18 protein-coding genes and 1 tRNA gene are annotated in these 24,702 nt (G+C 46.2%); 3 read left to right on the forward strand and 16 right to left on the reverse strand.

Features of this window, described 5'->3' with window-relative positions; all coding sequences use genetic code 11:
* Nucleotides 1-289 precede the first annotated feature (289 nt).
* From BUC30_RS00940 to BUC30_RS00995, 13 genes are all read right to left on the reverse strand, one after another.
* Nucleotides 290-1,393, reverse strand: coding sequence for a glycoside hydrolase family 11 protein (locus tag BUC30_RS00940; protein ID WP_244536415.1), 1,104 nt, complete (start codon nucleotides 1,391-1,393; stop codon nucleotides 290-292).
* Between the two features lie 109 nt (nucleotides 1,394-1,502).
* Nucleotides 1,503-2,057 (reverse strand): aminoacyl-tRNA hydrolase, encoded by a 555-nt coding sequence (pth, locus tag BUC30_RS00945; RefSeq protein WP_015732305.1) that lies wholly within the window; start codon nucleotides 2,055-2,057, stop codon nucleotides 1,503-1,505.
* Nucleotides 2,058-2,079: 22 nt separating this feature from the next.
* Complete coding sequence (locus tag BUC30_RS15990; protein WP_015732304.1) at nucleotides 2,080-2,232, reverse strand: hypothetical protein; 153 nt, start codon at nucleotides 2,230-2,232, stop codon at nucleotides 2,080-2,082.
* Nucleotides 2,233-2,317: 85 nt separating this feature from the next.
* Nucleotides 2,318-2,938, reverse strand: a complete 621-nt coding sequence (locus tag BUC30_RS00950) for a 50S ribosomal protein L25 (RefSeq protein ID WP_073423094.1) — start codon at nucleotides 2,936-2,938, stop codon at nucleotides 2,318-2,320.
* A 31-nt stretch (nucleotides 2,939-2,969) separates the two neighbouring features.
* A tRNA-Gln gene (locus tag BUC30_RS00955) sits at nucleotides 2,970-3,041 on the reverse strand.
* A 104-nt stretch (nucleotides 3,042-3,145) separates the two neighbouring features.
* Complete coding sequence (gene ispE, locus BUC30_RS00960; RefSeq protein ID WP_073423096.1) at nucleotides 3,146-4,057, reverse strand: 4-(cytidine 5'-diphospho)-2-C-methyl-D-erythritol kinase; 912 nt, start codon at nucleotides 4,055-4,057, stop codon at nucleotides 3,146-3,148.
* 25 nt (nucleotides 4,058-4,082) lie between these two features.
* Complete coding sequence (locus tag BUC30_RS00965; RefSeq protein WP_073423098.1) at nucleotides 4,083-5,543, reverse strand: PP2C family protein-serine/threonine phosphatase; 1,461 nt, start codon at nucleotides 5,541-5,543, stop codon at nucleotides 4,083-4,085.
* A 2-nt stretch (nucleotides 5,544-5,545) separates the two neighbouring features.
* Entirely contained in the window at nucleotides 5,546-7,270 is a 1,725-nt protein-coding gene (locus tag BUC30_RS00970; protein WP_073423100.1) for an MATE family efflux transporter, read from the reverse strand.
* Nucleotides 7,271-7,278: 8 nt separating this feature from the next.
* Entirely contained in the window at nucleotides 7,279-7,578 is a 300-nt protein-coding gene (locus tag BUC30_RS00975) for an STAS domain-containing protein (protein ID WP_073423102.1), read from the reverse strand.
* Between the two features lie 24 nt (nucleotides 7,579-7,602).
* Complete coding sequence (locus BUC30_RS00980) at nucleotides 7,603-10,551, reverse strand: non-ribosomal peptide synthetase (RefSeq protein ID WP_073423104.1); 2,949 nt, start codon at nucleotides 10,549-10,551, stop codon at nucleotides 7,603-7,605.
* 15 nt (nucleotides 10,552-10,566) lie between these two features.
* Complete coding sequence (locus BUC30_RS00985; protein WP_073423106.1) at nucleotides 10,567-11,694, reverse strand: aminotransferase class I/II-fold pyridoxal phosphate-dependent enzyme; 1,128 nt, start codon at nucleotides 11,692-11,694, stop codon at nucleotides 10,567-10,569.
* Nucleotides 11,687-12,841 (reverse strand): type III PLP-dependent enzyme domain-containing protein, encoded by a 1,155-nt coding sequence (locus tag BUC30_RS00990; RefSeq protein WP_170861478.1) that lies wholly within the window; start codon nucleotides 12,839-12,841, stop codon nucleotides 11,687-11,689. The genes BUC30_RS00985 and BUC30_RS00990 overlap by 8 nt, the downstream gene beginning before the upstream one ends.
* 157 nt (nucleotides 12,842-12,998) lie before the next feature.
* A complete protein-coding gene (locus BUC30_RS00995) occupies nucleotides 12,999-16,163 on the reverse strand; it encodes an FtsK/SpoIIIE family DNA translocase (RefSeq protein WP_073423110.1) in 3,165 nt (1,054 codons plus the stop codon).
* Between the two features lie 170 nt (nucleotides 16,164-16,333).
* On the opposite strand from BUC30_RS00995, the gene BUC30_RS01000 reads away from it, so the two are divergent.
* Nucleotides 16,334-19,294, forward strand: a complete 2,961-nt coding sequence (locus BUC30_RS01000) for a CHASE2 domain-containing protein (protein ID WP_244536416.1) — start codon at nucleotides 16,334-16,336, stop codon at nucleotides 19,292-19,294.
* A gap of 10 nt (nucleotides 19,295-19,304) precedes the next feature.
* Here BUC30_RS01000 and panC read toward each other — a convergent pair whose 3' ends face one another.
* The 3 genes from panC to folK are packed head-to-tail and all read right to left on the reverse strand — an operon-like array spanning nucleotide 19,305 to nucleotide 21,318.
* Nucleotides 19,305-20,156 carry a pantoate--beta-alanine ligase gene (gene panC, locus BUC30_RS01005; protein WP_073423114.1) on the reverse strand — a complete coding sequence of 284 codons (852 nt, stop codon included), beginning with the start codon at nucleotides 20,154-20,156 and terminating at the stop codon, nucleotides 19,305-19,307.
* A gap of 2 nt (nucleotides 20,157-20,158) precedes the next feature.
* Complete coding sequence (locus tag BUC30_RS01010; RefSeq protein ID WP_073423116.1) at nucleotides 20,159-20,809, reverse strand: deoxynucleoside kinase; 651 nt, start codon at nucleotides 20,807-20,809, stop codon at nucleotides 20,159-20,161.
* Nucleotides 20,809-21,318: a 2-amino-4-hydroxy-6-hydroxymethyldihydropteridine diphosphokinase gene (gene folK / locus BUC30_RS01015; protein ID WP_073423118.1), complete on the reverse strand. Its 510-nt coding sequence runs from the start codon at nucleotides 21,316-21,318 to the stop codon at nucleotides 20,809-20,811. Before folK ends, BUC30_RS01010 begins: the two co-directional genes overlap by 1 nt.
* 370 nt (nucleotides 21,319-21,688) lie before the next feature.
* Here folK and rho point away from each other — a divergent pair, with 370 nt between their 5' ends.
* Nucleotides 21,689-23,704: a transcription termination factor Rho gene (rho, locus tag BUC30_RS01020; protein ID WP_244536417.1), complete on the forward strand. Its 2,016-nt coding sequence runs from the start codon at nucleotides 21,689-21,691 to the stop codon at nucleotides 23,702-23,704.
* Between the two features lie 191 nt (nucleotides 23,705-23,895).
* On the forward strand, nucleotides 23,896-24,702 hold the full coding sequence (gene proC, locus BUC30_RS01025; RefSeq protein ID WP_014547045.1) for a pyrroline-5-carboxylate reductase: 807 nt from the start codon (nucleotides 23,896-23,898) through the stop codon (nucleotides 24,700-24,702).

Genomic DNA, 24,702 nt, shown 5'->3' on the forward strand with positions numbered 1-24,702 from the left:
GTCGAAATACGCCTAAACGAGCCGCATTGCTACGGTTCGAAAATCGCATTTACGTGAGCGTTCGCCTTGTTCCCGGTTATTAGAAATTTGCAGATTTCACGCAGAGAACAAGAGCTAATAAACTCTTCAAACGAGTGATGCTGAAACAGAGATTTCCGCAAGACTCTATGTCAATGGCAAAAATAATATAAAATCGGCTTTTTCGTTCAGGAAAAACACAAAACCGAGCCTCAAAAAAACAGCCCCGGACATGTTCCGGGGTAACAACGAGGCTTATTGAAGCGATGTATTAGCGTTCAACTGCAATCGTCTTGGCAAAGGCCCCACGCTTGACCAGATAAACGGACGAACGAGCAAACTTGTTTGCTACAGCCTGCTTAAGCGACAAACCACTCTTCAGTTCAACCTTGCCGAGGAAATTTCCCTGCATATCGAACACTTGATAAATCCCCGCCTTGTCAAAGCGCTGTACCGTAAACGGAATCGCATCGGTCCCCGAACTCGAAGAACCGCCAACACTGCTCGAAGATTTCGCTACCTTCTCCGATGACGAACTCGGCACAGTTTCAGAGGAACTCGACGCCACAGAACTTGAACTTAAAGCAACGGAACTGGACGACGGAACTTCTTCACCTTTGACGTAAACCTTTATGTGCGGGAAATCAGCCGTACCGGAAACGCCGTTTCCCATGCTTCCGGCTTCGCCAAGGACCTTGGCTTCGTAGAGTTTTCCCATCTCCATGCCCAGCTTTTCCCACTGTCTCATGTGAGCACTAATATTGATGACTCCGCAATCACGGGCATTTTCACGAATGCTGAAATACTGCAAAAAAGTCGTATTGCCCTGTGTCTTGATGGCCGGCCCCGTATGTTCACCCCAATAAACGGAGTATTTGGCACCATCGATTGTGTAATCGCCCATCTTATGGCTAGCGACCCAATCGCCAGGCCTCCACCCCGTCAGCCAGTTATCGACAACATAATATTCGACCAGTTTGCTCGGGGATTTCGAAACTTCTTCCATCCAACCGTAGACACCGACATAGGAGTAATCGGCACCATTGATATTCTGCTTCACGAGCTTGAATTCCGCAAGCATATCGCCGCCAAGTTCGTTATACTTCTTGTCGCTATCGAACGAAAGCCCTGCACGGCAAAGGTAGTCTCCAGCGCTCTGGAAAGAACAAGACATGGATCCGTCTTCATAAATCGTAAGCGAACCCGAAGTAGCCCTATCGTACCAAAGCTCGTAACCGACACCGTTGTACGAGCTCACTTCGTTTCCATTCACTTTTTTGCTTGCACCAGTATGTTTGGCCGAGCTGCAGAAATCCTGCGCAAAAGCAGCCACCGAAAGTCCCATACCGAAAGCGATAATGACCATTTTATTCATTATGCGTTTCTCCACCAAAAGTTTAATTTCAATATAATAAAAAAGCCCGACAAGTTAATCACTAGTCGAGCTCATAACAATTTTAATGTATCAGTTGCATATAGCGGCGTCACTTTCCGTTATAACGTTCCATACACTTTTCGATGCCGAGTTTAAAATAGCATTCCACTAGCGCCGGAACCTTCGCGATGGCCTCGTCGAATTTCGGGCGGTCTTCGGGCGAGAACTTCGCCAAGACCCAGTTGCTGAGGTCAAATTTCGGAGGGCATTTGCCAACGCCAAAACGGATGCGCGGGAACTTGTCGCCCACATGTTCAATAATGTTGCGGAGTCCATTCTGACCGCCATGGCTACCGTCCTTGCGGCAACGGATACGGCCTACATCCAAATTAATATCGTCGCTGAAAACGAGTAAATGATCGACCTTGACCTTGTACCACGTCATCAGAGCCTGCACTGCTTCACCAGAGAGATTCATATAGGTTTGCGGCTTCACGAGGAGGCATTCTTCGCCTGCAATGTTCACCTTCATGGTGAGCGCCTTGTGTTCCGATTTCCAGTCCTTGCTCGGGTCAGCGAGCTTTTCAACTGCCATAAAACCGGCATTGTGGTGCGTGTTCGAATACTGCGTTCCAGGATTTCCAAGACCGACGATTAAATACATAATAAAACCTTAAAAAATATCGTTACTTTTCTGCATCGAGTTCGCTATACGCTTTTGCGGAATTTGCGCGAACTTCATCAGCATTGCTATCCTGTTGCTGCACGACAGGTTCAGAACTAGCACACCCAAGAAGGGCGATAAAAGAAAGGCAAGATAAAAGCTTGAGTAATTTCATAACTTAAAATATAGAATTTTCACATAAAAAAAGACCCGCCCCAATCGGAGCAGGTCTCTTAAAGCCTTTCAGCTTGTTGCCAGAATTAGTTGGCAGCCGGAGCAGCGGCAGCGGCGTCAGCAGCCGGAGCAGCAGCAGCGTCCTTCTTCTTGGACTTAGAAGAAATCGTGAAGATAACGGTGCGCGGGCCAGAAGCGAGCGTAACGTTTTCCGGGAGCTTGAAATCCTTAGCGTAGAAGGTCACGTTCGTTTCGAAGTTGGAGATGTCCAATTCGAGAACAGACGGGATGCTTGCCGGCTTAGCAGCGAGCATGAGATAACGAGCTTCCTGAGAGAAGAGACCGCCCTGAGTCTTCACGCCAACCGGGAGACCGGAAAGCTTGACCGGGATGCGAACCTTAACGAATTCGTCATCAGCGATCTTGATGAAGTCAACGTGCGTGATCTTCTGGGTGAGAGCGTCCTTCTGGACACTGTAGACGAGAGCCGGATTGCCAGCCTTGCCATCGATTTCGAGGTCAAGAAGCGTGTAACGCTTGCCCGGAGCAAGAACCTTGCGCAAGTCGATTTCGCTGACGCTGATGTTCTTAGCTTCGATACCCTTACCATAATAGACGGCCGGAATCTGACCAGCCTTACGCAAACGGGCGTTGTCGCGGTTTGCACCTAGCACTCTCGAGGCAGCTTTGAGCGTTGTGAGTTCCATTGTGTTATCTCCATTAGATAAAAAAAATTCATTGGGGTAGCAGGATTCGAACCTACGAATAACGGAATCAAAATCCGTTGTCTTACCACTTGACGATACCCCAATGGTGCGACAAAGATAGTAAAAAAGTCCCTTTTGTCAAAGACAAACGTGCAAAAAAAGAGCTGAAAAAAGTCATTTTTCGCACATTTTGACAAAAAAGCGGCACTACCTATGCCAGAATTTGGTGACGGTCTGGTAGCGGGAAATCGGTTTCATTGCAGCGGCAGCCTTTTCGGCAAGTTCCTTGGTCTTGAAAATGCCAAAAACGGAGGCGCCCGAACCAGACATCAAGGCGACATCGGCCCCAAGTTCAATGAATTTTTGCTTCATTTCGGCTACAAGCGGGTGTGTCGGGAACACGGAAATTTCGAACGCGTTGAAGCAAGTTTCGGGATTGAGAACTAATTCAAACAAATCTTCATGGTGCGGCGTTTCTGTGGCAGGTTCCCCACACAAGCAAACCTGTACCTGAGAATCCCATGCGGCCTTGTACCGCTCCCAGCGGTCGGGCCCTGACTTCGGGACACCCGCATAAGCGTCTTTCGTCGGGACAGAATCAAGCGGAGTCGCAATGAGGAGTGCAGCCCCTTCCGGGAGGTCCAGCGGTTCCACAAAAGTCAAACGCTCGCCGATGCCTTCGGCAAAAGCGGTCCCGCCGCGAACCAAGAACGGCACATCGGCACCAAGACGGGCACCAATGGATTCCAAAGTTTCGAACGGGAGGTTCAAGTTCCACAGGCGGTTGAGCAAACGGAGCGTTGCCGCAGCATCGGCACTGCCACCGCCAAGGCCAGCTCCAAGCGGCATGACCTTCGTGAGGTGGATGTCGGCTCCGAGAACGCAATTCGCGTATTCCTTGAGCGCTTTGGCCGCCTTGAACACGAGGTCGGATTCCAGCGGATAGTTCTGCGGTTCGTTGTACGTCAGGTGGAGTTCGCCATCTTCGCGAAGTGTCGCTTCGACCGTATCGCCAGCGTCAATAGTCTGGAAGACCGTTCCCAAATCGTGATAACCGTCTTCACGCTTGCGGATTACATCTAAAAACAAATTGATTTTTGCAGGAGCGTATTCTTTCATGACCACAAACCTAGCAAAAAAATTTTTAGTCCACCTTGAGGACCATCATTGTAAGGTCATCAAAGGGATCTGTTCCTTCAGAGAATACATTCACGTCATCCGAGATTTCCCTCAAGAATTTTTCACCGCCACGATTTTTGATGGAATTTAATTTTTTCAAAAGTCGTTCTTCACCGTAAAGTTCAGCGGAAACATTGTGAGCCTCGGTGAGTCCATCCGTATAAAGGAACAAACAATCACCGCTTTCAAACTGGATGTCAGCTTCCTTATATTGCGTAGAGTCAAACCCGGCAAGGAACACCCCATGGCGTTGCCGCAGGAACTCGAACGAGCCGTCTTTTTTGGCAAAGCATACGGCATTATGCCCCGCATTGGTACATTTCATAATCCTGGTGTTAGTATCGAGAATACCAATCCAGGCTGTCGCAAACATTTCTTCAGCATTGTTTTCGCACAAAAGGCGATTCACGTCATTAAAAATCTCTGCCGTGGAAAGCTTCATGGACGCGTGGTCTCGAATCATCGTTTTCACAACCATCATAAAAAGAGCTGCAGGAACGCCCTTGCCCGAGACATCAGCAATCACAAAGCAAATATGCGAATCATCTATTTCAAAGAAATCGTAAAAGTCACCGCCCACTTCTTTTGCCGTGGTCATTGATGCAAAAACATCGAGTTCGGGATGCTTCGAGAACGCATGCACCACCGTAGGGAGCGCCCCCGACTGGATATTTGCGGCCAGCTGTAAATCCGACTCCACCGCAGCCATTTTTTCACGGCTTTTTACAAACCTATCCGTATTCACGTTTGTCGTAAAGAACACAAAACCTATTGCCCAGGAAAGACTCGTCACCACATAATTCTCATCAATTTCAAGGATATAACCCTGCAATAATTGTACCCCCACACCTATTACAGCAAATATCAGCAAATTCCTTGCATAAGCAACCTTTTCTTTTTTCTTTTCACGATGCATTATTACGTAATAGATTGCAAGAAAAATCGAAGAACCCATATAAAGAAAACATACAGGAGCAAGAAAATATTCAAACAAGTCCATGTACTGAATACTACAACTTTCATCAAGAGAATATATTAAAGCAGTCCATGGAGTCGAAAGACACAAAAACACGGTAAGAATAGTAGGGGCTACAAAAAGTAGGGCATACATTTTTTTTGAACTTAAAGTCAATTCAAAACGTTCTAGGCTGAACCACGCAAACATCGATGTAGCAAAAACGAAACTGATCGCAAAAACATAGCCACAGGCATAATTCAACAGCCTAAGTTCAACATTCCCATCGACAAAATGCCAAATTCCATCAAAAACCGCAAGTACAATAGACGATATAAGGACAACAGATAGCTTATCCTTCAAGCTTATTTTATACAATACAATATTGTTATACAGCATAAAAACAAGCAACAGCACTGAAAAGAGCGATATTTCGATAAAAAGGGTCTCGGTTACATTATCTGCAATCATATTTATCCCTCGTATTTAATCCTGAATGTATTACGGTTATAGCTCATAGTCGTCAGGTATTTCTTGTTTTCCTTCAATTTCTCCATGTAGCCAGAAACCATAAATTCAATAATCGAACCCGCGATAACATCTTCACTGGACAAATCAAACAGAACACCATCATCCTTAGTAATAATCTGCACGTCCGTTTCTCGAATAATGACAGTACATTCCGCATAAACGGCTTTATCCACGCCATTTTTTTCATAAATGAGCATATAAAGGTCTTCTATAAGCAACTTCGCTTTCGAAATGGTTTTCTGTTCAATATTATTTTCTACAAGGAATTTTTCTACTTGATGCTGAGTCCCAACAATCGACTCCGGATTTAGTTTAAACTCATAAAATTTATGTTTAAAACCCTTTAACTTTTCCGAAAGCAATAAAGGGTAATTATCTTTTCCATACCGGAAGCGGATGTACAAGACCGTAATCACGTAGGTCAATGCAGGGCCAATAGCAACTCCGGCAAACATTCCATATATACCAAAGAAATACCCCAAAACTACACAGACAGGGGTCACCACAAGTACATCACGGAGAGCACTCATCACAAAACCAAGCTTAATCTTGTCAATGAGCAAATAGTAAGAACTCAACAGATACAGCAAACTCAAGAACACAAGTCCAAACACTTCGATTCGAGCACCAAGAACCGCATAAGAATAAACCGCCGGATCAGAAATATCATAAAGTTCAACAATAAAAGGAGCAACAAAAATCATCAACAACGTCAAAGCCAGGCCTTCAACAACAGCGGTTTTCAAAGAAAGGTTATAACATTTTTTGACAGCATCATAAGATTCTTCGCCTAGATAGATATTCATTAACGGAGTAAACGCCTCCCCTACGCCATCAAACACAATTTGAATCTCTTTAACAAAAAGGATAACGGCTCCAAGTACAAGCATTTCGGGACCATAGGCGAAGGTGATAAAACGGTTCATTGCAGCGGTGAAACAAGCCAAAAAGAGATATGTACCCGCATCAATTGCACTATACTTCACGACATCGACAAGCCATTTGAACGAAAAGAAAAAGCCAAATTTCAAGGAATTGCCTTTACGGAGGAAATGGGCAAATGTAACGAGTACCGCAGCAACAGTGCCAAAAAACGAGCCAAACCCAATCCCCTCAACACCTACAAATTTTGCAAGAACAATCGAGCAGACGATGTTTCCGACAATCTGAACAATCCCTGAAACCATCGACAAAGTTTCATCGCCGTCGGCAAGGACCATTTCGTCCATTAACGTCATAATAGGCAACAACAAGATTGTGTACTTATACCAAAAGAAATAATCCTTTGCCGCATTGAAAACGCTTGTAGAAGGCTCATAGAAACGAAGATAGGCATCCCCAAACAGCATAAAAACGGTATACAGGATTAATCCCATCACCACAGCCATAAAGAGTCCAAACGCAAAACAACGATCCGCCTTTTCCTTATTAAACTCCCCCATGGCCCGATTATAGAGGATTGGAATCCCCAAAGCAACCACACAAGCACCAAAGCCAGCCAAAGAATAGGCGGGGACAACAAGGCAAATGGCCATAACGGCATCTTCGCCAAGCATCACACCCGCAATTACCGAATCCGAAAGAGCAAGTACCGAAATAACGAGAATGCTAATCGAACTCGATAGTAAGAGGGAAAAGAATTTTCTTGAAAGGAATGTCTTGAACATAGAAGTCGCTACAAAATTCCGAACGCAACATCCAATCCGGTTGCTTCGAGAACTTCCTTAAAATTGGGACCCACATTTTCAAGTCGCATATCGCCCTGGTTCTTTTTTAACGTCTTAAACGAAGAGAGCAGCACGCGGATCCCTGCCGACGAAACAAAATCACATTCCTTAAAGTCAAAAACAAGGGATTTTATCTTTTCAAGATGCGGAGCGAGGAATGTCGAAAGCTGTGGAGCCGTCATTGCATTCAGCTCCCCCGAAAGTTCCACCGTCAATTCTTCACCATTCAAATTAGACTTAATTTCCATATAGACTCCTTGCTTTCTTAAAAGTTATCTTTTTTGCCATTGTTTTTTTACTTCCCCAATCGTAAGCCCGTCATTTTCTTCTATTTGTAAAATCATCTGGCAGCAAAAGACAAATACTTTCGAAAAAGTCGCGATACTTTCACTCTTGTATTTTCCGCCGTCGTAGTCAAAAGAAACTTCGGTTTTTCCATCATCTACCTTAACCTCGATGTCCATGATGCTTTCTGCAGCCCTATCCGAATTTTCAATCCATTTGGCAGAAGTGAAAAAGCCGTGGGTGTTCGGAACGTACATTTCACCCTGAAAAATAAAGCAGATTTTATTTTCATCTGGCAGAACCCTCTTTTGGGACATGTCATTTGCACTGGAAAGGGATTGTAAAATTTTATTTTTGCAAGTTATAAGAGCGTCAAGAACGGGGGTACTTTGAGGAAGTTCCAGCGCAATAAAACATTCCTTCAAGAAATAACCAATGGTATCTGCATATTTTGCAGAATCTCTACCATTCCAAATCCAGTCAAAAGCAACTTGTTCACAGTCATTGTAAAGGGCAAGGGAAAGAGCCGTGGCAAAAAGATAAAACTCGTTCTGGCTGACGGAATGCGAGAAACAAAAATCTCTTATTTTTTTTGTACAAGGGATTGCTATTTCTTGACAAGCGGCCTTATCTTCTTTTTCAAAATCATGCTTTGGCGCACAATAACAGATTTTGCCATTTGATAAAGTGAGTGTGGAATTTTGGTTTGCAGTCAATGAAAGCAGGGATGTATCTTTTTCGGCTGCGAAGATTTCTTTTATAAACTCATTGTAGCAGTCTTTTGTAAGAACTTCGCCTCGATAAGCCTTTTCTATATCGGAAAGGAAAATATGCAGGGAAAGTCCGTCTACAATAGCGTGATGAACTTCTAAAAGAAGAACAAGCCGTTTTTCTGTTCTGATGATGCGGCATCTGAAAAGTGGGCTTCCATCAAGAGGGAAGATTTCTCCAAAGTTTTCGACGATAGCGTCAAGTTCTTTTTCTGACATAGCCTCTACGCTTATTGCATCGTCAATATTCTGTTTTTGATACTGCACATAGCCTTGTTCCCTGTCCTTTTCAATCACGGTGCGTAAGGCCGGGTGCGCCTCAATCACTTTTTTCAGAGCTTGATAGAGTTTTTTTTCGTCAAGATCCGAACGTAAAGTCAAATACAAGGGAACATTGTCTACGATGGTGTCTGGGAGACAAGCTTCATAATCAAGCACCTCCTTTTGAGAAAGGATAAGGGGGAGTTTTTCTTCTGGAGTCTCTTTTGCTGTGGCTGGGGAACTTAAAGATATCTTCTTATCTAGCACTTCGGCAAGAGCACGGACAGTACGTTTTTCATAAATAAGCGGCACGGTCAACTTTAACTCCTCACAAGCAAGCATAAGCTCCATGGCACTTACGCTGTCGCCTCCCATTAAAAAGAAGTCATCGTCAATGCCGATTTTTTCAATTTCCTCAAAGTCTTCAAGGGCTTCCTTGAATGCATCGCAGAGTATTTTTTCACATTCTGTCCGAGGTGCAACATATGTATTTTGAGAAACAAAATTCGGGATGAGTAGATTTTTCCTGTCGATTTTTCCGTTTGTATTCAGGGGAATCTTTTTCATCTGCACAAAAAATGAGGGGATCATATAGGCGGGGAGCAAGGGCTTTAGCGAGGCGCGGATGGTTTCCACAGGAATAGAGTATTCTTTCTGATAATAGGCGCAGAGATAATATTTTCCTTTTTTTTCAAAGGCTTTTACAGCAACCATTTTTGTTTCCAGAACTTTTTTCAGTACTGTCTCTACTTCGGCTGGTTCCACCCGGTTTCCGTTAATCTTTACCATATCGTCTGCCCGACCCAGCACATACAGAAGTCCGTCTTCTCCGCGGCGGGCAACGTCCCTCGTGCAGAAGAACTTTTTCCCGCCAATCGAGACAAAAGCCTTCTCTGTCTCTTCCTTTTGGTTCAGGTAGCCGCGGAAATAAGGCAGATACAGACAGATTTCCCCTTCTTTTTCCGAAACTTTACCGTCATCGAGCAAAAGCATATCCGTGTATGTACAGCCTTTCCCAATGGGTGTGTTGGGATAGGATTTGTCGAGTTTAAAAAGACAGGCCGTAGACATAAGTTCCGTATTGCAATAAAGATTCAATATGTCAAAGGACTTTGAGAAAACATTGCTTACCCGCTCGGAAGAAAGGGCAATTGCTTTAAGCGAGAGATTTGGTGCTTCTGAAAATGTATTTACGAGAGATGCTGTTAAAAACATGATTTCAATTCTATTTTTGACCAGATACTGCATGTAAAGCGCAGGATTTTTCAGCAGGGGTTCTGAAACAAGGCAGACTGTTCCTTGAAAATACAGCACACTAAATGAGATAATATTGAAGGCGGAAAAAGTTACCGGTGCCACATTTGCAAATCGTAAATCATCATCTTCTTTATGGTACGGTGAGAGTACAGGCAATGCAGTTCCTGTAGTGATAAATCTATACGCACCATATTCTTCTACAACTCCCTTCGGCGTTCCGGTGCTTCCGGATGTATAGATGACGAAGGCAAGATCGTGCTCGTCAGAATCTGCCCATGCTTCAGGGCTGAGAGGCTCGGCTTCCATAGCTTTTTCCCAGCAAGCCGCGTCAAAAACAAGCTTTGCACCGGAATCTTTCAGCACGTGAGTAATTCTTTCTTGACCCATACTTTCAGAAAGAGGCACATAGGCAATTCCCGCTTTCATCACGCCAAGTTCTACAGCGAGATATTCCATAGATTTTTCAAGATTTATGGCAATCAGGTCTTCTTTTTGAAAGCCTTTGTTCTTCAAAAAAGCAGCAACTCTGTCCGAAAGTTCGTCAAGTTTTTTGTAAGTGGTACTGCGATCACCGTCTTTATCTAAAACAGCTACACGTTCAGGGTAAGCAGCAACGGTTTCTTTAAATTTCTGCAAATAATCAATCATATTTATGCCCCCTGATTACTTCTCGGTATTTTTTATGTATTCAAGGACAGCCTTCAGCCCGTTTTCAATATCATTGCTATTTAAAAGCATATTTATTCGAAAACAAAAACACTTTTCTGGGTCAAAGCCCTGCAAAATGCCGGGATAGACAAAATAGCCTTTTTCCTTCATCAGGCGTTTCATCGCCTCTACAAAGGATGCATCGTCTACAGCGCAACGGATAAAAATCATGGCATAGTGGCCAAAGGTTTCCGGCGAGATTCGGGCAAAATCATAGTTTTTTACAATGTTTTTCACCTTCAGAATGTTATCCTGCCAAAAGGCTGTGTAAACATCCCGGCAGTCGTCGAAATTCTTTGAAACAAAATGTCTTGCTCCTTCCTGGCAGGAATAGCACAAGGAGCCTCCGTAGATATCTTCAAGGTTGTTGATGTCATCATAGTATTTTGTATGACACACAACGTAAGAGAATTTTATTCCTTGGAGTCCCAAAGCCTTATGAGGGCTATAAATGTAGAGGAGATTTTCCTGAACTCCAAAAACTCTTGAAAGTTCATATCCGTTTACGCATAGGGATTCATCTAAGATGACTATTTTACCTGCATCCAGGAGTTTTTGAATTCCTTTTGTAACGCGCTCCTTAAAATAAATGCTGCAAGAGTTGACCGGAGACGTAAACCAAAATGCAGTACAGTCAGACTGTAGGAGTTCTTCTACATCAAAAGTACTGTTTATGTTTTCCATGTAATCGCTAAAAAGGCGATAAGGTATGCCAATGTCATCAACGCAACTTTGTACAGAAAAATAAACCGGCTCTACAATCCCCACCTTTTGATTATGCTTTTTTAAGAATATAGCGAGCGTTACGATAGAAAGGGTGCTTTGAGATACAGGCGCAAAAAAAGAATTTTCATAAGCTTCATCAGAAAATCCCAATTTATGGGCAAGGTCTTTTTTTATGCAGTCAGGAAAGAAATACTGATAATCAAACAAGTCAGACTTTTTACCAAGCTTTACAACTGATGCAAGCTTTTCCTTATAGTCAGAACCAGAATTCCAGTCGGAAAGATTTACCGGCGGATTTTCTTTTGGTAATGCTTCTAAAGCAGCTTCCAATTCCATTTCAATTTCATAATCAGTCATAGAGAGCCTCGTAGTTCATGTAGTCGAAGGATTTTATCTGCTGGAATCCGTTTTTTTCGCTGTAAAAACAGATATCAGGATAATTGATGCCGTTGAAATAATTCATCTGTGCAAAGGAATAAGAACCCATGTCACCAAAGACGATTTTGTCACCCGGCTTTAAGGGGGCAGAAAAAGAGTACTCGCCAAATACATCGCCAGAAAGACAGCTGTTTCCTGCAAGCAGATAGGAATAGCCCTTTTCCCCGGCCTGTGGATAAATTACGGGCAGCTGATAGTAATTTTTAAGGACATCCAAGGCATGGCACGAAATAGAACTGTCCAAAATGGCGATGTCCTTTCCATTATGCACCACGTCCAAAACAGTGGTCAGAAGAAAGCCCGCATCCATCACCAAATACTCGCAGGGTTCAATGTAGGTTTTTAAGTGATACTTTGAATGCAGAATGTCCAGATTTTCGGCGAAGTCAGCAAAATCAAAATCGTCTTCGAGAAGAGCCTGTCCTCCTCCAAGATTTATCCAAGATACAGAAGGAAGGTTGTCAGAAAATTTATCCAGAACGGCAGAAATCAAATTGTTAAAATCTTTTGAGGAAGATCCGCACAAGGCGTGAATGTGAAAACCAGAAATTTTGTCAAAAAAGCGACCATCTACAGCCGAAAGCATTTCTTTTGTAAGGCCAAAACGGGAATACGGGGCGCATGGATTGTAAACTGGTTCTTCTACGATAGAAACCTCGGGATTCAAGCGGAGGGCAAATTCGTTTTTAGCAGTAGCGACGTGACTAAAGACCTCTTGCTGATGAGGTGAGTTTAAGACAATGTGAGAGCAATGGGCTGCAATTTCTTCCGCATCTTCTTTTTTGTATGCCGGAGTATGGACGTGAACTTTTTTTCCGAGCTTTGACCCCAACTTTGCCTCAAAAAGCCCAGACGCGGAAACTCCGTCAACATAGGGTTTGATAAAGGGGAACGATTTTGCAAAGGGAAAACCTTTCATGGCTAGCAAAAGAGAAAGGCCTGTTTGGTCTGCTTTTGCCCGTATGTTCCGGAAATTTTCGGCAAGTACATCAGTGTTAACGATGTAGCAAGGGGTTGAAAGCTCCTCAATAAAACTGTTCTGATAAAAACACATACACTTCAGCACACACCTTTACAATATTACTACGAAAATATAAACAATATTATTACAAAGATGTGGTAAAAAGCTGCTGAAATAAAATAAAAACGAATAAACCCTATACCCACAGTTTTACTGATGGCATATTGAGGTCAAAAACCTTTTAGTATAGTATCAAATAAGTTTACCCGAATCTTCCGGAGCGTTCGAGTTGCATGAGTTCATCCATTCCAATGAGCATGGCACGCGGTTTCGAGTTGCCCTTGCTCGGGCCGCACACGCCAAGGCCATACAGTTGGTCCACAATCTTCCCTGCTCGGCTGTAGCCCACACTAAAGTGGCGCTGTACCGCCGAAGTCGAAAGACCGTTCACGCTAATAGCCCATTGCGCGACTTCGAAAAGCAACTTGTCGAGTTTTTCGTTCTTGAGAGAACCACCGCCCTCTTCATCGCCTTCTTCGCCGCCCGAGACATCGAACGATTCCACCTGCGGGTAGAACACATTCTGATCGGAGCAGGCGTCGGCCAAGCGTTCGGCTTCTTCGTCGCTGAGGAATGCACCGTGTACGCGCACCGGATCCGGGTCGTTCACAGCCTTGTAAAGCATGTCGCCACGACCCAAAAGTTTTTCTGCACCGGCATGATCCATCACCGTGCGGGCGTCAATCTGCGATGCAACCTTGAAGCTGATACGAGTCGGCAAGTTCGCTTTGATGATACCCGTAATAACCTTCACAGACGGGCGCTGCGTGGCAAGCACCAAATGGATGCCCACAGCACGGGCCTTAGCCGCCAAGCGAGCCACGGACTTTTCGATTTCCTTGCCCGCGACCATCATGAGGTCCGCCATTTCGTCAATAATCACAACAATGAACGCCATGCGGTGTCCACGATCTTCTTCTGGAACTTCGTCAGGCAATTCACCGGCTTCGAACTTTGCGTTAAAGCCGCCAATGTTACGCACCTTCGCAGAAGCCAAAACTTCGGTACGGCGATCCATCTCGTAGCAGAGCCACTGGAGTGCTTGAATAGCAATTTCGGGTTTCGTGATGACAGGAGCCAAGAGGTGCGGAATATTCTCGTACATCTTAAGTTCCACCGCCTTAGGGTCCACAAGAATCATACGGAGTTCATCCGGAGTCTTGCTAAAGAGCATCGACGCCATGAGCGCGTTAATGCAAACAGACTTACCGGAACCCGTCTGACCGGCAATCAGCAAGTGCGGAGCCTTTGCCAAATCCATCGTAAACGATTCACCCGTGATGTCCTTGCCAAGCGCCACGAGAATCTTGTCATGCGCGGGCTTGAACTTTTCGCTCATGAACACATCGCGGCAGAACACTGTCTGGAACTTGCGATTCGGGATTTCCACACCCACTGCAGCCTTGCCAGGAATCGGCGCCAAAATGCGGATGGACGAGACCTTGAGCGGGAGCGCCAAGTCTTCTTGCAATGCCGAGAAGCGGCTCACCTTCACGCCCGGGCCCGGTTCCACTTCAAAACGGGTAATCATCGGGCCCGTTTCGCAACCGATTACGCGGCCCTTCACCTTGAAGTTTTCAAGCTTTTCTTCGAGCATCTTACCGATGGCGTTCAGCTCTTCTTCGGTGTAATCCGCAGTCTGCGCTTCGTGCGTGTCAAGAATCTTTGCGATTTCAGGAATCTTGTATTCGTCGTAAGACGCCGTCGGAGCCACAGGAATCGGAGCAGAATGAACAGCCGGTTTAGATGCCGGGCGCGCATTTCCACCAAAATCAGATCCAAAGGTCGGGTCCTCGCCCGCTTCATCAGCACCGACAACAACCGAGGCAAAAGATTCATCATCTTCGACCGCCGGGCTTCCCGGGAAGTCCTCTACGTAGGCGCCATCGCCGCCCAAAAGCTCTTCGGCATGGATTGCCGCACGAGTTTCCACAGAATCCGAAAGCGTAGCATCACGGACAATCGTATTCGCGCTCGTTGAAGAATTCGTAGCCCCCGCAGGTTTAGCCGTTTTCGAAAATTTCGGTACTTCAACTTTTCCAACAACAGTTCTCTCAGAGGTTCGACGAGCAGCCCCGCCAACATTTGCCGCATTTACGCCAGCATTCGCAGCAGTATTTCCAGCAATAGCTGCATCCACAGTTTCAGAGCCCGCCGTACGGCGCACATCGCCCTTCACTTGCATACGACCCTTATGACCCTTTTCCCAGTCAATCAGGTCGCGGGCACGGCGAAGCGCGCCAATGCGTTCCTTGATTTCCAAAATCTGGAGTGCATTCATGTGGCGTTCATTCAAACGCAATTCTTCTTCCAAGCGACGGATTTCCGGATCTTCATAGACTCCATCACTGTCCGTTCCGCCCAACGTTCCTCCCACTGGAACATTCCCGGCATTACCTATCGTCGCATTTGGCAAATCGCCCGGTCGCGCATTCCCCGCAGCATTTTTAGGCAAAACATTCCCCGTCGCATACTGGGGCAAACCAAACGAATCCCCGACTTGCGTCTGCATCTCCGAGCGATTCACATCTAAATCGTCCGTGAGCCAGTTATGGCGACCGTTAAACGGTTCGACTTTCCCGCGCCTACGCATTTTCACGGAATCCGGAACAAAAATCATCGTCTCGTCTTCCATGACCACACCACGGCGGAGCGTCTTTTTCTCTTCGACCTTTTCGCTCTTCTTATCGCTCTTAACGGCAGGGAAATCGAGCGTTTCAATCTCAATCTTGCCCATCGAACGGCGCTGTCCAAAAACACCACACACATAACGCATCGCCTGCGCGATAAACTTAAAATGCCTCGGTCGCACACCAAATGAAAGCACAAGAATCAAGGCAAGCGCCACCAATAGCAAAATCAGTGGAGCCACATACGAAACTTTCCCAAACACAGGGATCGCCAAGTTCTGCAAAAAGAACTCGCCCAACACGCCACCGCTCATCGAAAGAGTTTCATTCGAGACATGCTTATCGCCAAAATTTTTAAGCGACATGAGGAACGACACATTCACAGCAAGCAGGCTTGCCCCCACTGCAAAACGCAGCAACTTTCCACGAAGCGAAGCAATCGCAATAAAAACACCCCAAAGGATAAGCGCCGCCGTAAAGATAACGACAGCCACACGCCCAAACAGGAACGTCATAAAGCTCGGGAACATGACGCCAAAATAATCACCAAGCCAGTTTTCTTGCTCGCCCACAATCGAAGTCGTGATGCAGCCAAGCAGCAGAATGACACCGGCAAGCATAATCAGGTAGCCCACCATCATCGTAATAAAATACGAATCTGGCTCCTGAATGTCCTTTTTCGGTTCGACTTTAGGCTTCTTCGTTTTCTTTACAGTTTTTTTCTTTTGTGCAGCCAAAAACAAGCTCCTCTATTTTTCTTCATAAATATAGTTTTTATGGTTCATTATTTTAGCACAAAAAATGACACCCCTTACTCAATTATTATCTTTTTTATGTCATGGCACAGAAAAATTCAAAAAATCAAAAAAAGCTTTTTTTCGGGGTAGCATTTTCGGCAATCGCCGTCTTGCTCATTCTCATTTTTGGTAATTCACACGAAAACTATATCGCTGAATCGGCAGAAAACATTTTTTACGACCAGTTCTTTAAATGGAATACCGAAGTCATGGACACCACAGGTGTCAAAGATGGAATTACACTAGAAACCAATTCCTACAACGACCCCAACATCATCATCGCCGATATCGATGAAAAATCGCTGCAAAAACTCGGGCACTACTATAGCTGGGACAGATCAATCCATGCCAAGGTCATCGAAAACCTGGGTAAAGGCGGAGCCGCAGCTGTCGCATTCGATATTCTGTTTAAAGATGCCGACTTCGGCAAAAAGAAGGCTACACAGTGCCAGCAAATTCTTACGGAACTCGATCCAGATACAAGCCATACCAAATTTTTCACCCAAATCCAGTCCTATTACAACTACGATTCCATGCTCGTCGAGGCAACGCATAATTCTAACATTTGCATCGTCAGCTTTTTGATGCCGCACGTCTCGTACTACAAAAACAAAAGCGACTGGGAACCCCTGAGTACCTGGGAGCGCGCCAAAGAAGTCGGCTTTTCATCGACGTTCCAGTTAAACCAAGTCGACAAGCCTCAAGATATCGAATCTCGCCAGTTGCTCGACAACGTATTCCCGGAACTTGCTAACGCAGGCGCCCGCCTCGGAGCAGTAAACGCCTATCCCGATAACGACGGTACAGTTCGCCGCATCAAAATGTTATACAAGTTCCCCTATGTCGAAAACGATAAACTCGCGCCGCAACGCATTTACTCGACTCTTTCGCTAATGACCATTTTGCACCTGTTCCACAAAGATCCCAAAGACGTGAAAATCAAGATGGGACAGTACATCGACATCGGAAAGCCTTTCGGGATTTACCGCGATACCCTCGGCGAATACCACACGACATACCCGAACTTCACTTACCCCATGTTTACCGCCTTGCGCGACAAGATGAAACAGATTAAAGCAAGCGGTGTAAAAAAGGCAAACCTCGTCGAGACCTCCTCCAAAATCATCGCCAAACGAAACGAAGACGGGCATATCGTTTTTGACATTTTTATCGATGACGAACAGCAACTCGATAGCAAGCTTTCCCGCATTTTACGAAGACTTCCAATCGGCATATTCGACAAGCTCGAAGGAACCAGTTCCATCGACCTGAAATTCGGCTACAAAATATCAAAGAGCGAAGACGACGAAGGCGTCTACGTCATCACAGATGAAAACGACGAAGAATTCTTTATCACGCCAAGTATTCTCAAGACGATTCATTTTTACGAACCCAGCTATCGGCACATAAAAATTGGCGAATACATAAATTTATCCAGACACATGGATATCAGTTACAATAGGGAAAAAGACGAGTGGTCTGCCTCCAACAGCTTTTTCACGAATAATATTCTACAGGAAATCGCCAAGGCAACGGATGAGCAAATCAGCAACTTAAAGGCCGGTGAAGAATTACGATTCGGTCCATACAAAAAAATCCCCATCGACAAGGAAGGTCAATTTTTAATCAAGTTCAAGGGAAGATTCAATAAAGTCACACCGAATACGAGAACATTCAAGCACGTTTCCTACTATGATATTTACAGAGATTCCATAAATCTTGACCAGTATGCCGGCAAAACCATCATTCTCGGTTCCTCAGTTTCGGCACTTTTCGATATTGTGAACGGTCCGCACGAAGAAAACCTCCCTGCGATTCTTGTGCACGCAAGCACCATCAAAAACATTCTTGAAGACGACTATCTGACCATAATGAAAGAACGTTACCAGCGTTATGCCGTAATTTTGCTCGCCCTGATTTGCACGTTCGTCGGTCTTTACTTCAGAAGTTTTGCCTCGCTCCTTTTTGTAATTGGCATTTCCGTTCTTTATACACTTTTTGCGTTCTTCTGCTTCAAGCACAATATTTACATCGGTGTTTCAAAGCAACTTTTGGCAATCATTTCGACCAACATGTTTGCCATGGTCGTGCAAGCGTATTTCGAAAACAAGGAGAAAAAATTCATTGAAAGTTCATTCAAGCAATACATTTCTCCGGAACTGATTGACGAAATGGTGGCAGGCGGCATCACCCCGGAACTCGGTGGCGAAGAATCCAAGATTACCGCTTACTTTACCGACATCCAGGGATTCTCGACATTCTCCGAAAAGATTGGAAGCGCAAGCAAGCTAGTCGAACTGTTAAACGAATACCTGACCGCCATGACGGATGTCTTGATGAAAAACAAAGGCACGCTGGACAAGTACGAAGGAGATGCCATTATCGCATTCTTTGGCGCTCCTAAGCCTTACACCGAGCACGCCCAATGCGCTTGCGACACCGCACTCGACATGCAAAGCGAACTCTTAAGATTACGCAAAAAATGGCACAGCGAAGGCAACAAATGGCCACAAGTCGTCCACGACATGCACATGCGCATTGGCATCAACACAGGCAACATCGTGACTGGAAACATGGGTTCAACCATGCGTAAAAACTACACAATGATGGGCGACGAAGTAAACCTTGCCGCACGCCTTGAAAGTGCAGCCAAACAGTACGGAGCCTACATCCACATCTGCAAGAACACCATTGACCAGCTTGTCGAACAGGGAATCAACGACCAGTACATCTACCGTACACTCGACATCATCCGCGTTGTCGGTAAAGACGAACCCGTTGAAACATTTGAACTTATCGGCTACACCAACGACGAAAATGCAGATACGCTCAACAAGCTCTGTAAGCTTTGGGAACAAGCCCGCACTGCCTATCTCGACATGCAATGGGACAAGGCAATTGAGCTCTTCACGCAATGTCTTGAATTCGAGCCGCACCTGCCTGGGCGCGATCCGGGCAGCAAGACTTGTCCGAGTGAAGTCTACATCAAGCGCTGCAAAGCCTATAAACAAAATCCGCCCGCTCACGCAGGCGAAAAATGGGATGGAATCTTTACCGCTACAGAAAAGTAGCGGGAAACTCCTAGTTCAGTTCCATATTGTCGATGAGACGGGTCTTTCCGAAGAAGGCGGCGGCGAGAATCACAACCTTGTCTTCTGCAGCGAGAGCGCCATTGCACTTCTGCAAATTCTTCTGGTTAGCCACTTCCACATACTGCACAATGCCACGGGCAGCGACAATAGACTTCACGACGATATCGCGAATCTTCGTAACGCTGCGTTCGCCAGCTTCGTAGGCAACCTTAGCAGCCTTCAAGCCGTTGTAAATGCCGAGAGCCTGAGCGCGTTCTTCTTCCGTCAAGTATTCGTTACGGCTAGAACGGGCAAGCCCGCTTTCTTCACGCACGATCTTCACACGATGAATCTTGATGTTGAAGTTCAAGTCCTTCACCATTTTTTCGATCAAGAACACCTGCTGGTAATCCTTCTCGCCAAAGTAAGCGTCATTTGCACCAGAAATGAGGAAAAGCTTAGAGACAACCGTCAAGACACCACGGAAATGTCCCGGACGGTAAGCACCGCAATACATGCCTTCGAGCTGTTCATCACGAACAAGCGTCATCGGGTCGCCATCGGGGTACATTTCAGCAACAGACGGAGCAAAAACGTAATCTGCTCCGATAGATTCGGCAAGCTTAGCATCAGCTTCTAAACGTTTCGGATACTTGTCCAAGTCTTCGTTTTTACCGAACTGGATTGGGTTCAAAAATACACTTACAACAGTCACATCGCACTCGCTCACGGATGCCTTGATAAGAGCGCCATGACCTTCATGGAGCGCACCCATCGTTGGAACGAGACCGATTCTTTTCCCTTCCTTTGCAAGAGGAGCAAGCGTTTGACGTAGGGAATCGATAGACTTAATTATCTGCATGTTTAGTTACCTTCTGGAACAAAATAAGTCGTTTGACTTGGGCAGGACGCAATCGCGTTCAATACCATCTGCAAATGGCTTTCGTTATGGACAAAATCGATATTATCCGTATTAATAATCAGCACAGGAGCATCCGTGTAATGCCAAAAATGATGGTCATAACGGTCCTGCAAATCGCTCAGGTAGTTACCGTCAATGGTCTTTTCCATCGCGCGACCACGACCCCTGATGCGTTGTAAAAGCGTCGAGACGCTCGCCTGTAAATAGACAACGTAATCCGGCTTGCGGATATCGTGGTTCAAGGCGTTCGACACCTGGTCGTACATGGCAAGTTCGTTTTCGGTGAGGTTCTGCGAGGCAAAGATGCGGTCTTTGTCAAACGTGTAATCGCTCACCAGCAAATCGTGGAATAAATCACTCTGCAAAGCGGAATTCTGGAGTTGCTTAAAACGGTCGAGCAAAAAGAAAAGCTGTGTCTGGAAAGCGTATGCCGAGCGGTTTTCATAAAACTTCGGGAGGAACGGGTTTTCGGCAAAGTTTTCTTCGATGAACATGGCGTTCCAACGTTCACAAATGGCTTTGGCAAGTGAAGTCTTTCCGACACCAATTACACCTTCAATCGCCATAAAATGAATTTTCTTGTCCAAAAGCATTAGGGTTCCTCCCCTTCAATGACGCGGAACGGAATCTTTTCTTCTTTTTCAAGCAATTCCGTTAGCAAGTCCTTCACGGTCTTGTTCGTCTTCGGGTCCACCCAGTCCGGCGCAATGTCGCACAGCGGCACCAGCACAAACTGACGGTTATAAATCTGCAAATGCGGAATATTCGGGCGTCCAGAACACACTTCGCGACCGAAGAACAGCAAATCCAGGTCGACCTCCCTAGAATTCCAATGTCCACGGTCCTTACGCCCAAGAATAAGCTCGGAGCCCTTCAAATAATAGAGTAACTTTACGGGATCGCCATCGTACCAGAAGCTCACCACCTGGTTAAAATAAGGACCCTGACCCGCCGGTCCAACAGGAGGCGTCTCATAAATCGGGCTTTCGACCCAGCCACCTGCGCTTATACGGCGAAGCATATCTCTCCCGGCTTTCAAGTGAGCCGAGCGGTCAGGAAGATTACTTCCGAGTGCTATATATACTCTATTTAAGGAATCCACGCCCCAAATATAGTCAATTTCTAGTTATTAGTTATTGATTATAGGTCGTTAGTCAGTGGTCATTAGTTACTAGTGATTAAAAAATTTTTCTAACAACTAATAACTAGTGACTAAGAACTAAGAACTCGCAATATTTTTCATAAAAAAAAATTTTTTTATGACATTTCACAAAATTTAATGTATCTTTTAAGCCGTTCCGCAGTTTCGGGACATAATATTAATTATCAATAAAATTTATGGGGCAACAAGCCCTTATTGTCGTTTCAATTATATCGTCTATTTCATTTTTTGAAATATGTAATTATAGGACGCTATCGTGCCCAGAACACCTAAAAATCAGAATTTAGAACAAAACGTTCAAACACAGTCTTTGACAGATCTCGTTTACCCCGAAAGCACAGGCATCCCTGTTCCCGAATATTTAGGAACGGTTGACAAACTGCCGGACAACACCGAAGAAGTTCCTCAACCTAAGCGCCGAGGCAGAAAACCAAATCCTAAGACGAAGGCACGCAAAGAACCTGCATTAGAACAGAACGTCCAAGCCGAAACCGAACCAGAATTTCAAGAAAAGAAACAGCCGGTCGATGGTATAGCAGCTGCTGAAAAGCGCCTCGCCGAGCAGTACGGTGTCGCAAACATCGATGCCATCGCAGAACCGATTTACACCGGCGAACAGAACTACAAACCAGCCGAATCTACCGAAGAAAACGCATTCGTAAGCGAAAACACCAGCGAAGCCGTTATCCCGCAGAATGGCGATATGGCTCAGGCACAAGCAGAAAACCAAGGTGAAGTTGCCACCGATCAAAATGCAGATCCGAACGCCCAGCAGCAAGGTGAAGCCCAGGCTCAAAACGGTGAAGGTCAAGATGACCGCCGCTTCAACAACCAGAACGGTAAATTCAACAAGTTCAATAAGAACAACAAGTTCAACAAGAACAACCGCAACAACCGCAATTTCCAGCAGCAAGAAGAATTTGTCGACGACTCTGCAACGCTCCCGGCACCGGGTTCCGAAGCTATTTTAAAGGCAAAGGAAAACTGGCTCAAGTTCCGCAAGCTCTCCATGAGCGAACTCCAGGAACTCGCCGTGCAGAAGGAAGTGGACTTCCGCAGAATGCGCAAGCAGTCCCTCAACTACATTTTGCAGAGCCTTGAAAATGAAGGCAATATAATTTATACGGAAGGCGTTCTCGAAGTCACGCCACAGGGTCACGGGTTCCTCCGCATGCCGGATCAGAACTACCAGACAAGCACCGACGACGTTTACGTGAGCCAAAACCTTATCCGTAAATTCAATCTCAAGATTGGCGATACAATTGAAGGTCTCGTCCGCACGCCTCGCGAACAAGATAAGTACTTTTCCATGCGCCGCATCGACCGCGTGAACTTTGAAGAACCGGACAAGATGCGCCGCCGTGTGGCATTCGAATATTTAACGCCAATCCACCCGGAAGAAAAGATCCACCTCGAATGGAACGAAACGGAATTCAGCACCCGCATCATGGACGTTTTCTCCCCGATCGGTAAGGGTCAGCGCAGTATCATCCTCGCCCCTCCGCGTACCGGTAAGACCGTTCTCTTGCAGAACATAACCCGCGCTATTGCGAAGAACCATCCTGAAATCATCCTGATTACACTCCTCATCGACGAACGTCCGGAAGAAGTCACGGAAATGCGCGACATCATCACGGACATTAAGGAAAAGGCTGCTGAAAAAGGGATCGAAATCAAGGCTGAAGTTGTTGCATCGACGTTCGACGAACCGCCTGAGCACCACACCCGCGTCGCCAACATGGTTTTGGAAAAGGCAAAGCGCCTCGTCGAAAGCCAGAAGGACGTTGTGATCTTGCTCGACTCCATCACGCGTTTCGCCCGTGCAAACAACGTTGTCATCCCGCATTCCGGCAAGATTTTGTCTGGCGGTGTGGACGCTAACGCCATGCAGTTTCCGAAGAAGTTCTTCGGTGCCGCCCGTAAGATTCAGGACAAGATTCGTACCATCAAGAACGAAGACGGCTCGATTAGCGAAGAAGTCCAGAAGAACGGTTCCCTTACCATCATCGGTACAGCCCTTATTGAAACCGGCAGCCGTATGGACGAAGTGATCTTCGAAGAATTCAAGGGCACCGGCAACATGGAACTCGTGCTTGACCGCCGCATCGCCGAAAAGCGCATTTGGCCCGCCATTGACGTGTTTAAGTCCGGCACCCGTAAGGAAGAACGTTTGCTTACGATACTTGAACAGAATGCCGCCTGGAACTTCAGACGCGGTAGCCAGAACGAGACGGAAACGGGCATCATGGAGAACCTGCTCAAGCTTTTGAACAAGTTTAAGACAAACTCTGAGCTTATGAGCGCTCTTTCTAAACCCAAAGACTAATACAAATTCGGCTAAAACCCAGCCAAACAGCCCGCCAAAAGCGCGGGCTGTTCTTTTTTACGCTTGTCATGCCCGTCTCCGAACGGGCATCGCCTTTTTATCCCCTGTCATGCCGGACTTTGTTCCGGCATCGCCATTTGGACATCGAAAATATTTTTACGTTTACTACGAAATTTTAAAAAGGAATAAAAATGAACACTACGATTTTCTTTGCCGGTACTGGTAACATGGGCGGAGCCATCCTCCGCGGTCTTTTGAACGCAGGCACAGACGCCAAGAACATTTTCTTCTTTGACCCGAGCGACAAGGCTGCCGAAGCCGTGAGCGCCCTCGGTTGCGTCCGCGTCAAGAGCTTTGCCGAAGGCATCGAAAAGGCTAACGTCACCTTCCTCTGCGTCAAGCCGCAGATTTTTAAGCTCGTTGCCGCCGAATGGAAGGCAGCCGCATCCGCTCTCAAGAGCGAAAAGACGTTCATCAGCATCATGGCAGGTGTTGCCCGCAAGAGCCTCATCGAAGTGCTCGGTGAAAAGAACCAGGTGCTCCGCGTGATGCCGAACTTGCCGCTCACTGTTGGCAAGGGCTCCGTTGGCCTTGCCACCGACGGCGTCTCCGAAGAAACGCTCAAGCTCGCCGAAGAAATCTTTGGCAACATCGGCGTGACCTGCCGCGTTGCAGAATCCCTCATCGACGCCGTGACCGGACTTTCCGGCAGCGCCCCTGCTTACGTCTTTGAATTCATCGAAGGTCTTACCCGCGGCGGCGTAAAGGCTGGCCTCACTCGCGATGTCGCATTGAAGCTCGCTCTCGGCACCATCGAAGGCAGCGTCGAACTCGTCAAGCAGTCCGGCAAGAGCCCGAGCGACCTCTGCGCTATGGTTTGCTCTCCGGCAGGCACGACAATTGCAGGCATCGACGCTCTCGAAGAAGGCGCATTCCGCAGCACGCTTATCAAGGCTGTTGTCGCCGGCACAAACCGCAGCAAGGAACTGGGCAAGTAA

The sequence above is a fragment of the Fibrobacter sp. UWB7 genome (assembly GCF_900142945.1).
Lineage (GTDB): Bacteria > Fibrobacterota > Fibrobacteria > Fibrobacterales > Fibrobacteraceae > Fibrobacter.

Coding starts and splice junctions, on each gene's coding strand:
- BUC30_RS00940 (WP_244536415.1), bottom strand. CDS start 1,393: ATGAATAAAATGGTCATTATCGCTTTCGGTATGGGACTTTCGGTGGCT.
- pth (WP_015732305.1), bottom strand. CDS start 2,057: ATGTATTTAATCGTCGGTCTTGGAAATCCTGGAACGCAGTATTCGAAC.
- BUC30_RS15990 (WP_015732304.1), bottom strand. CDS start 2,232: ATGAAATTACTCAAGCTTTTATCTTGCCTTTCTTTTATCGCCCTTCTT.
- BUC30_RS00950 (WP_073423094.1), bottom strand. CDS start 2,938: ATGGAACTCACAACGCTCAAAGCTGCCTCGAGAGTGCTAGGTGCAAAC.
- ispE (WP_073423096.1), bottom strand. CDS start 4,057: ATGAAAGAATACGCTCCTGCAAAAATCAATTTGTTTTTAGATGTAATC.
- BUC30_RS00965 (WP_073423098.1), bottom strand. CDS start 5,543: ATGATTGCAGATAATGTAACCGAGACCCTTTTTATCGAAATATCGCTC.
- BUC30_RS00970 (WP_073423100.1), bottom strand. CDS start 7,270: ATGTTCAAGACATTCCTTTCAAGAAAATTCTTTTCCCTCTTACTATCG.
- BUC30_RS00975 (WP_073423102.1), bottom strand. CDS start 7,578: ATGGAAATTAAGTCTAATTTGAATGGTGAAGAATTGACGGTGGAACTT.
- BUC30_RS00980 (WP_073423104.1), bottom strand. CDS start 10,551: ATGATTGATTATTTGCAGAAATTTAAAGAAACCGTTGCTGCTTACCCT.
- BUC30_RS00985 (WP_073423106.1), bottom strand. CDS start 11,694: ATGACTGATTATGAAATTGAAATGGAATTGGAAGCTGCTTTAGAAGCA.
- panC (WP_073423114.1), bottom strand. CDS start 20,156: ATGCAGATAATTAAGTCTATCGATTCCCTACGTCAAACGCTTGCTCCT.
- BUC30_RS01010 (WP_073423116.1), bottom strand. CDS start 20,809: ATGCTTTTGGACAAGAAAATTCATTTTATGGCGATTGAAGGTGTAATT.
- proC (WP_014547045.1), top strand. CDS start 23,896: ATGAACACTACGATTTTCTTTGCCGGTACTGGTAACATGGGCGGAGCC.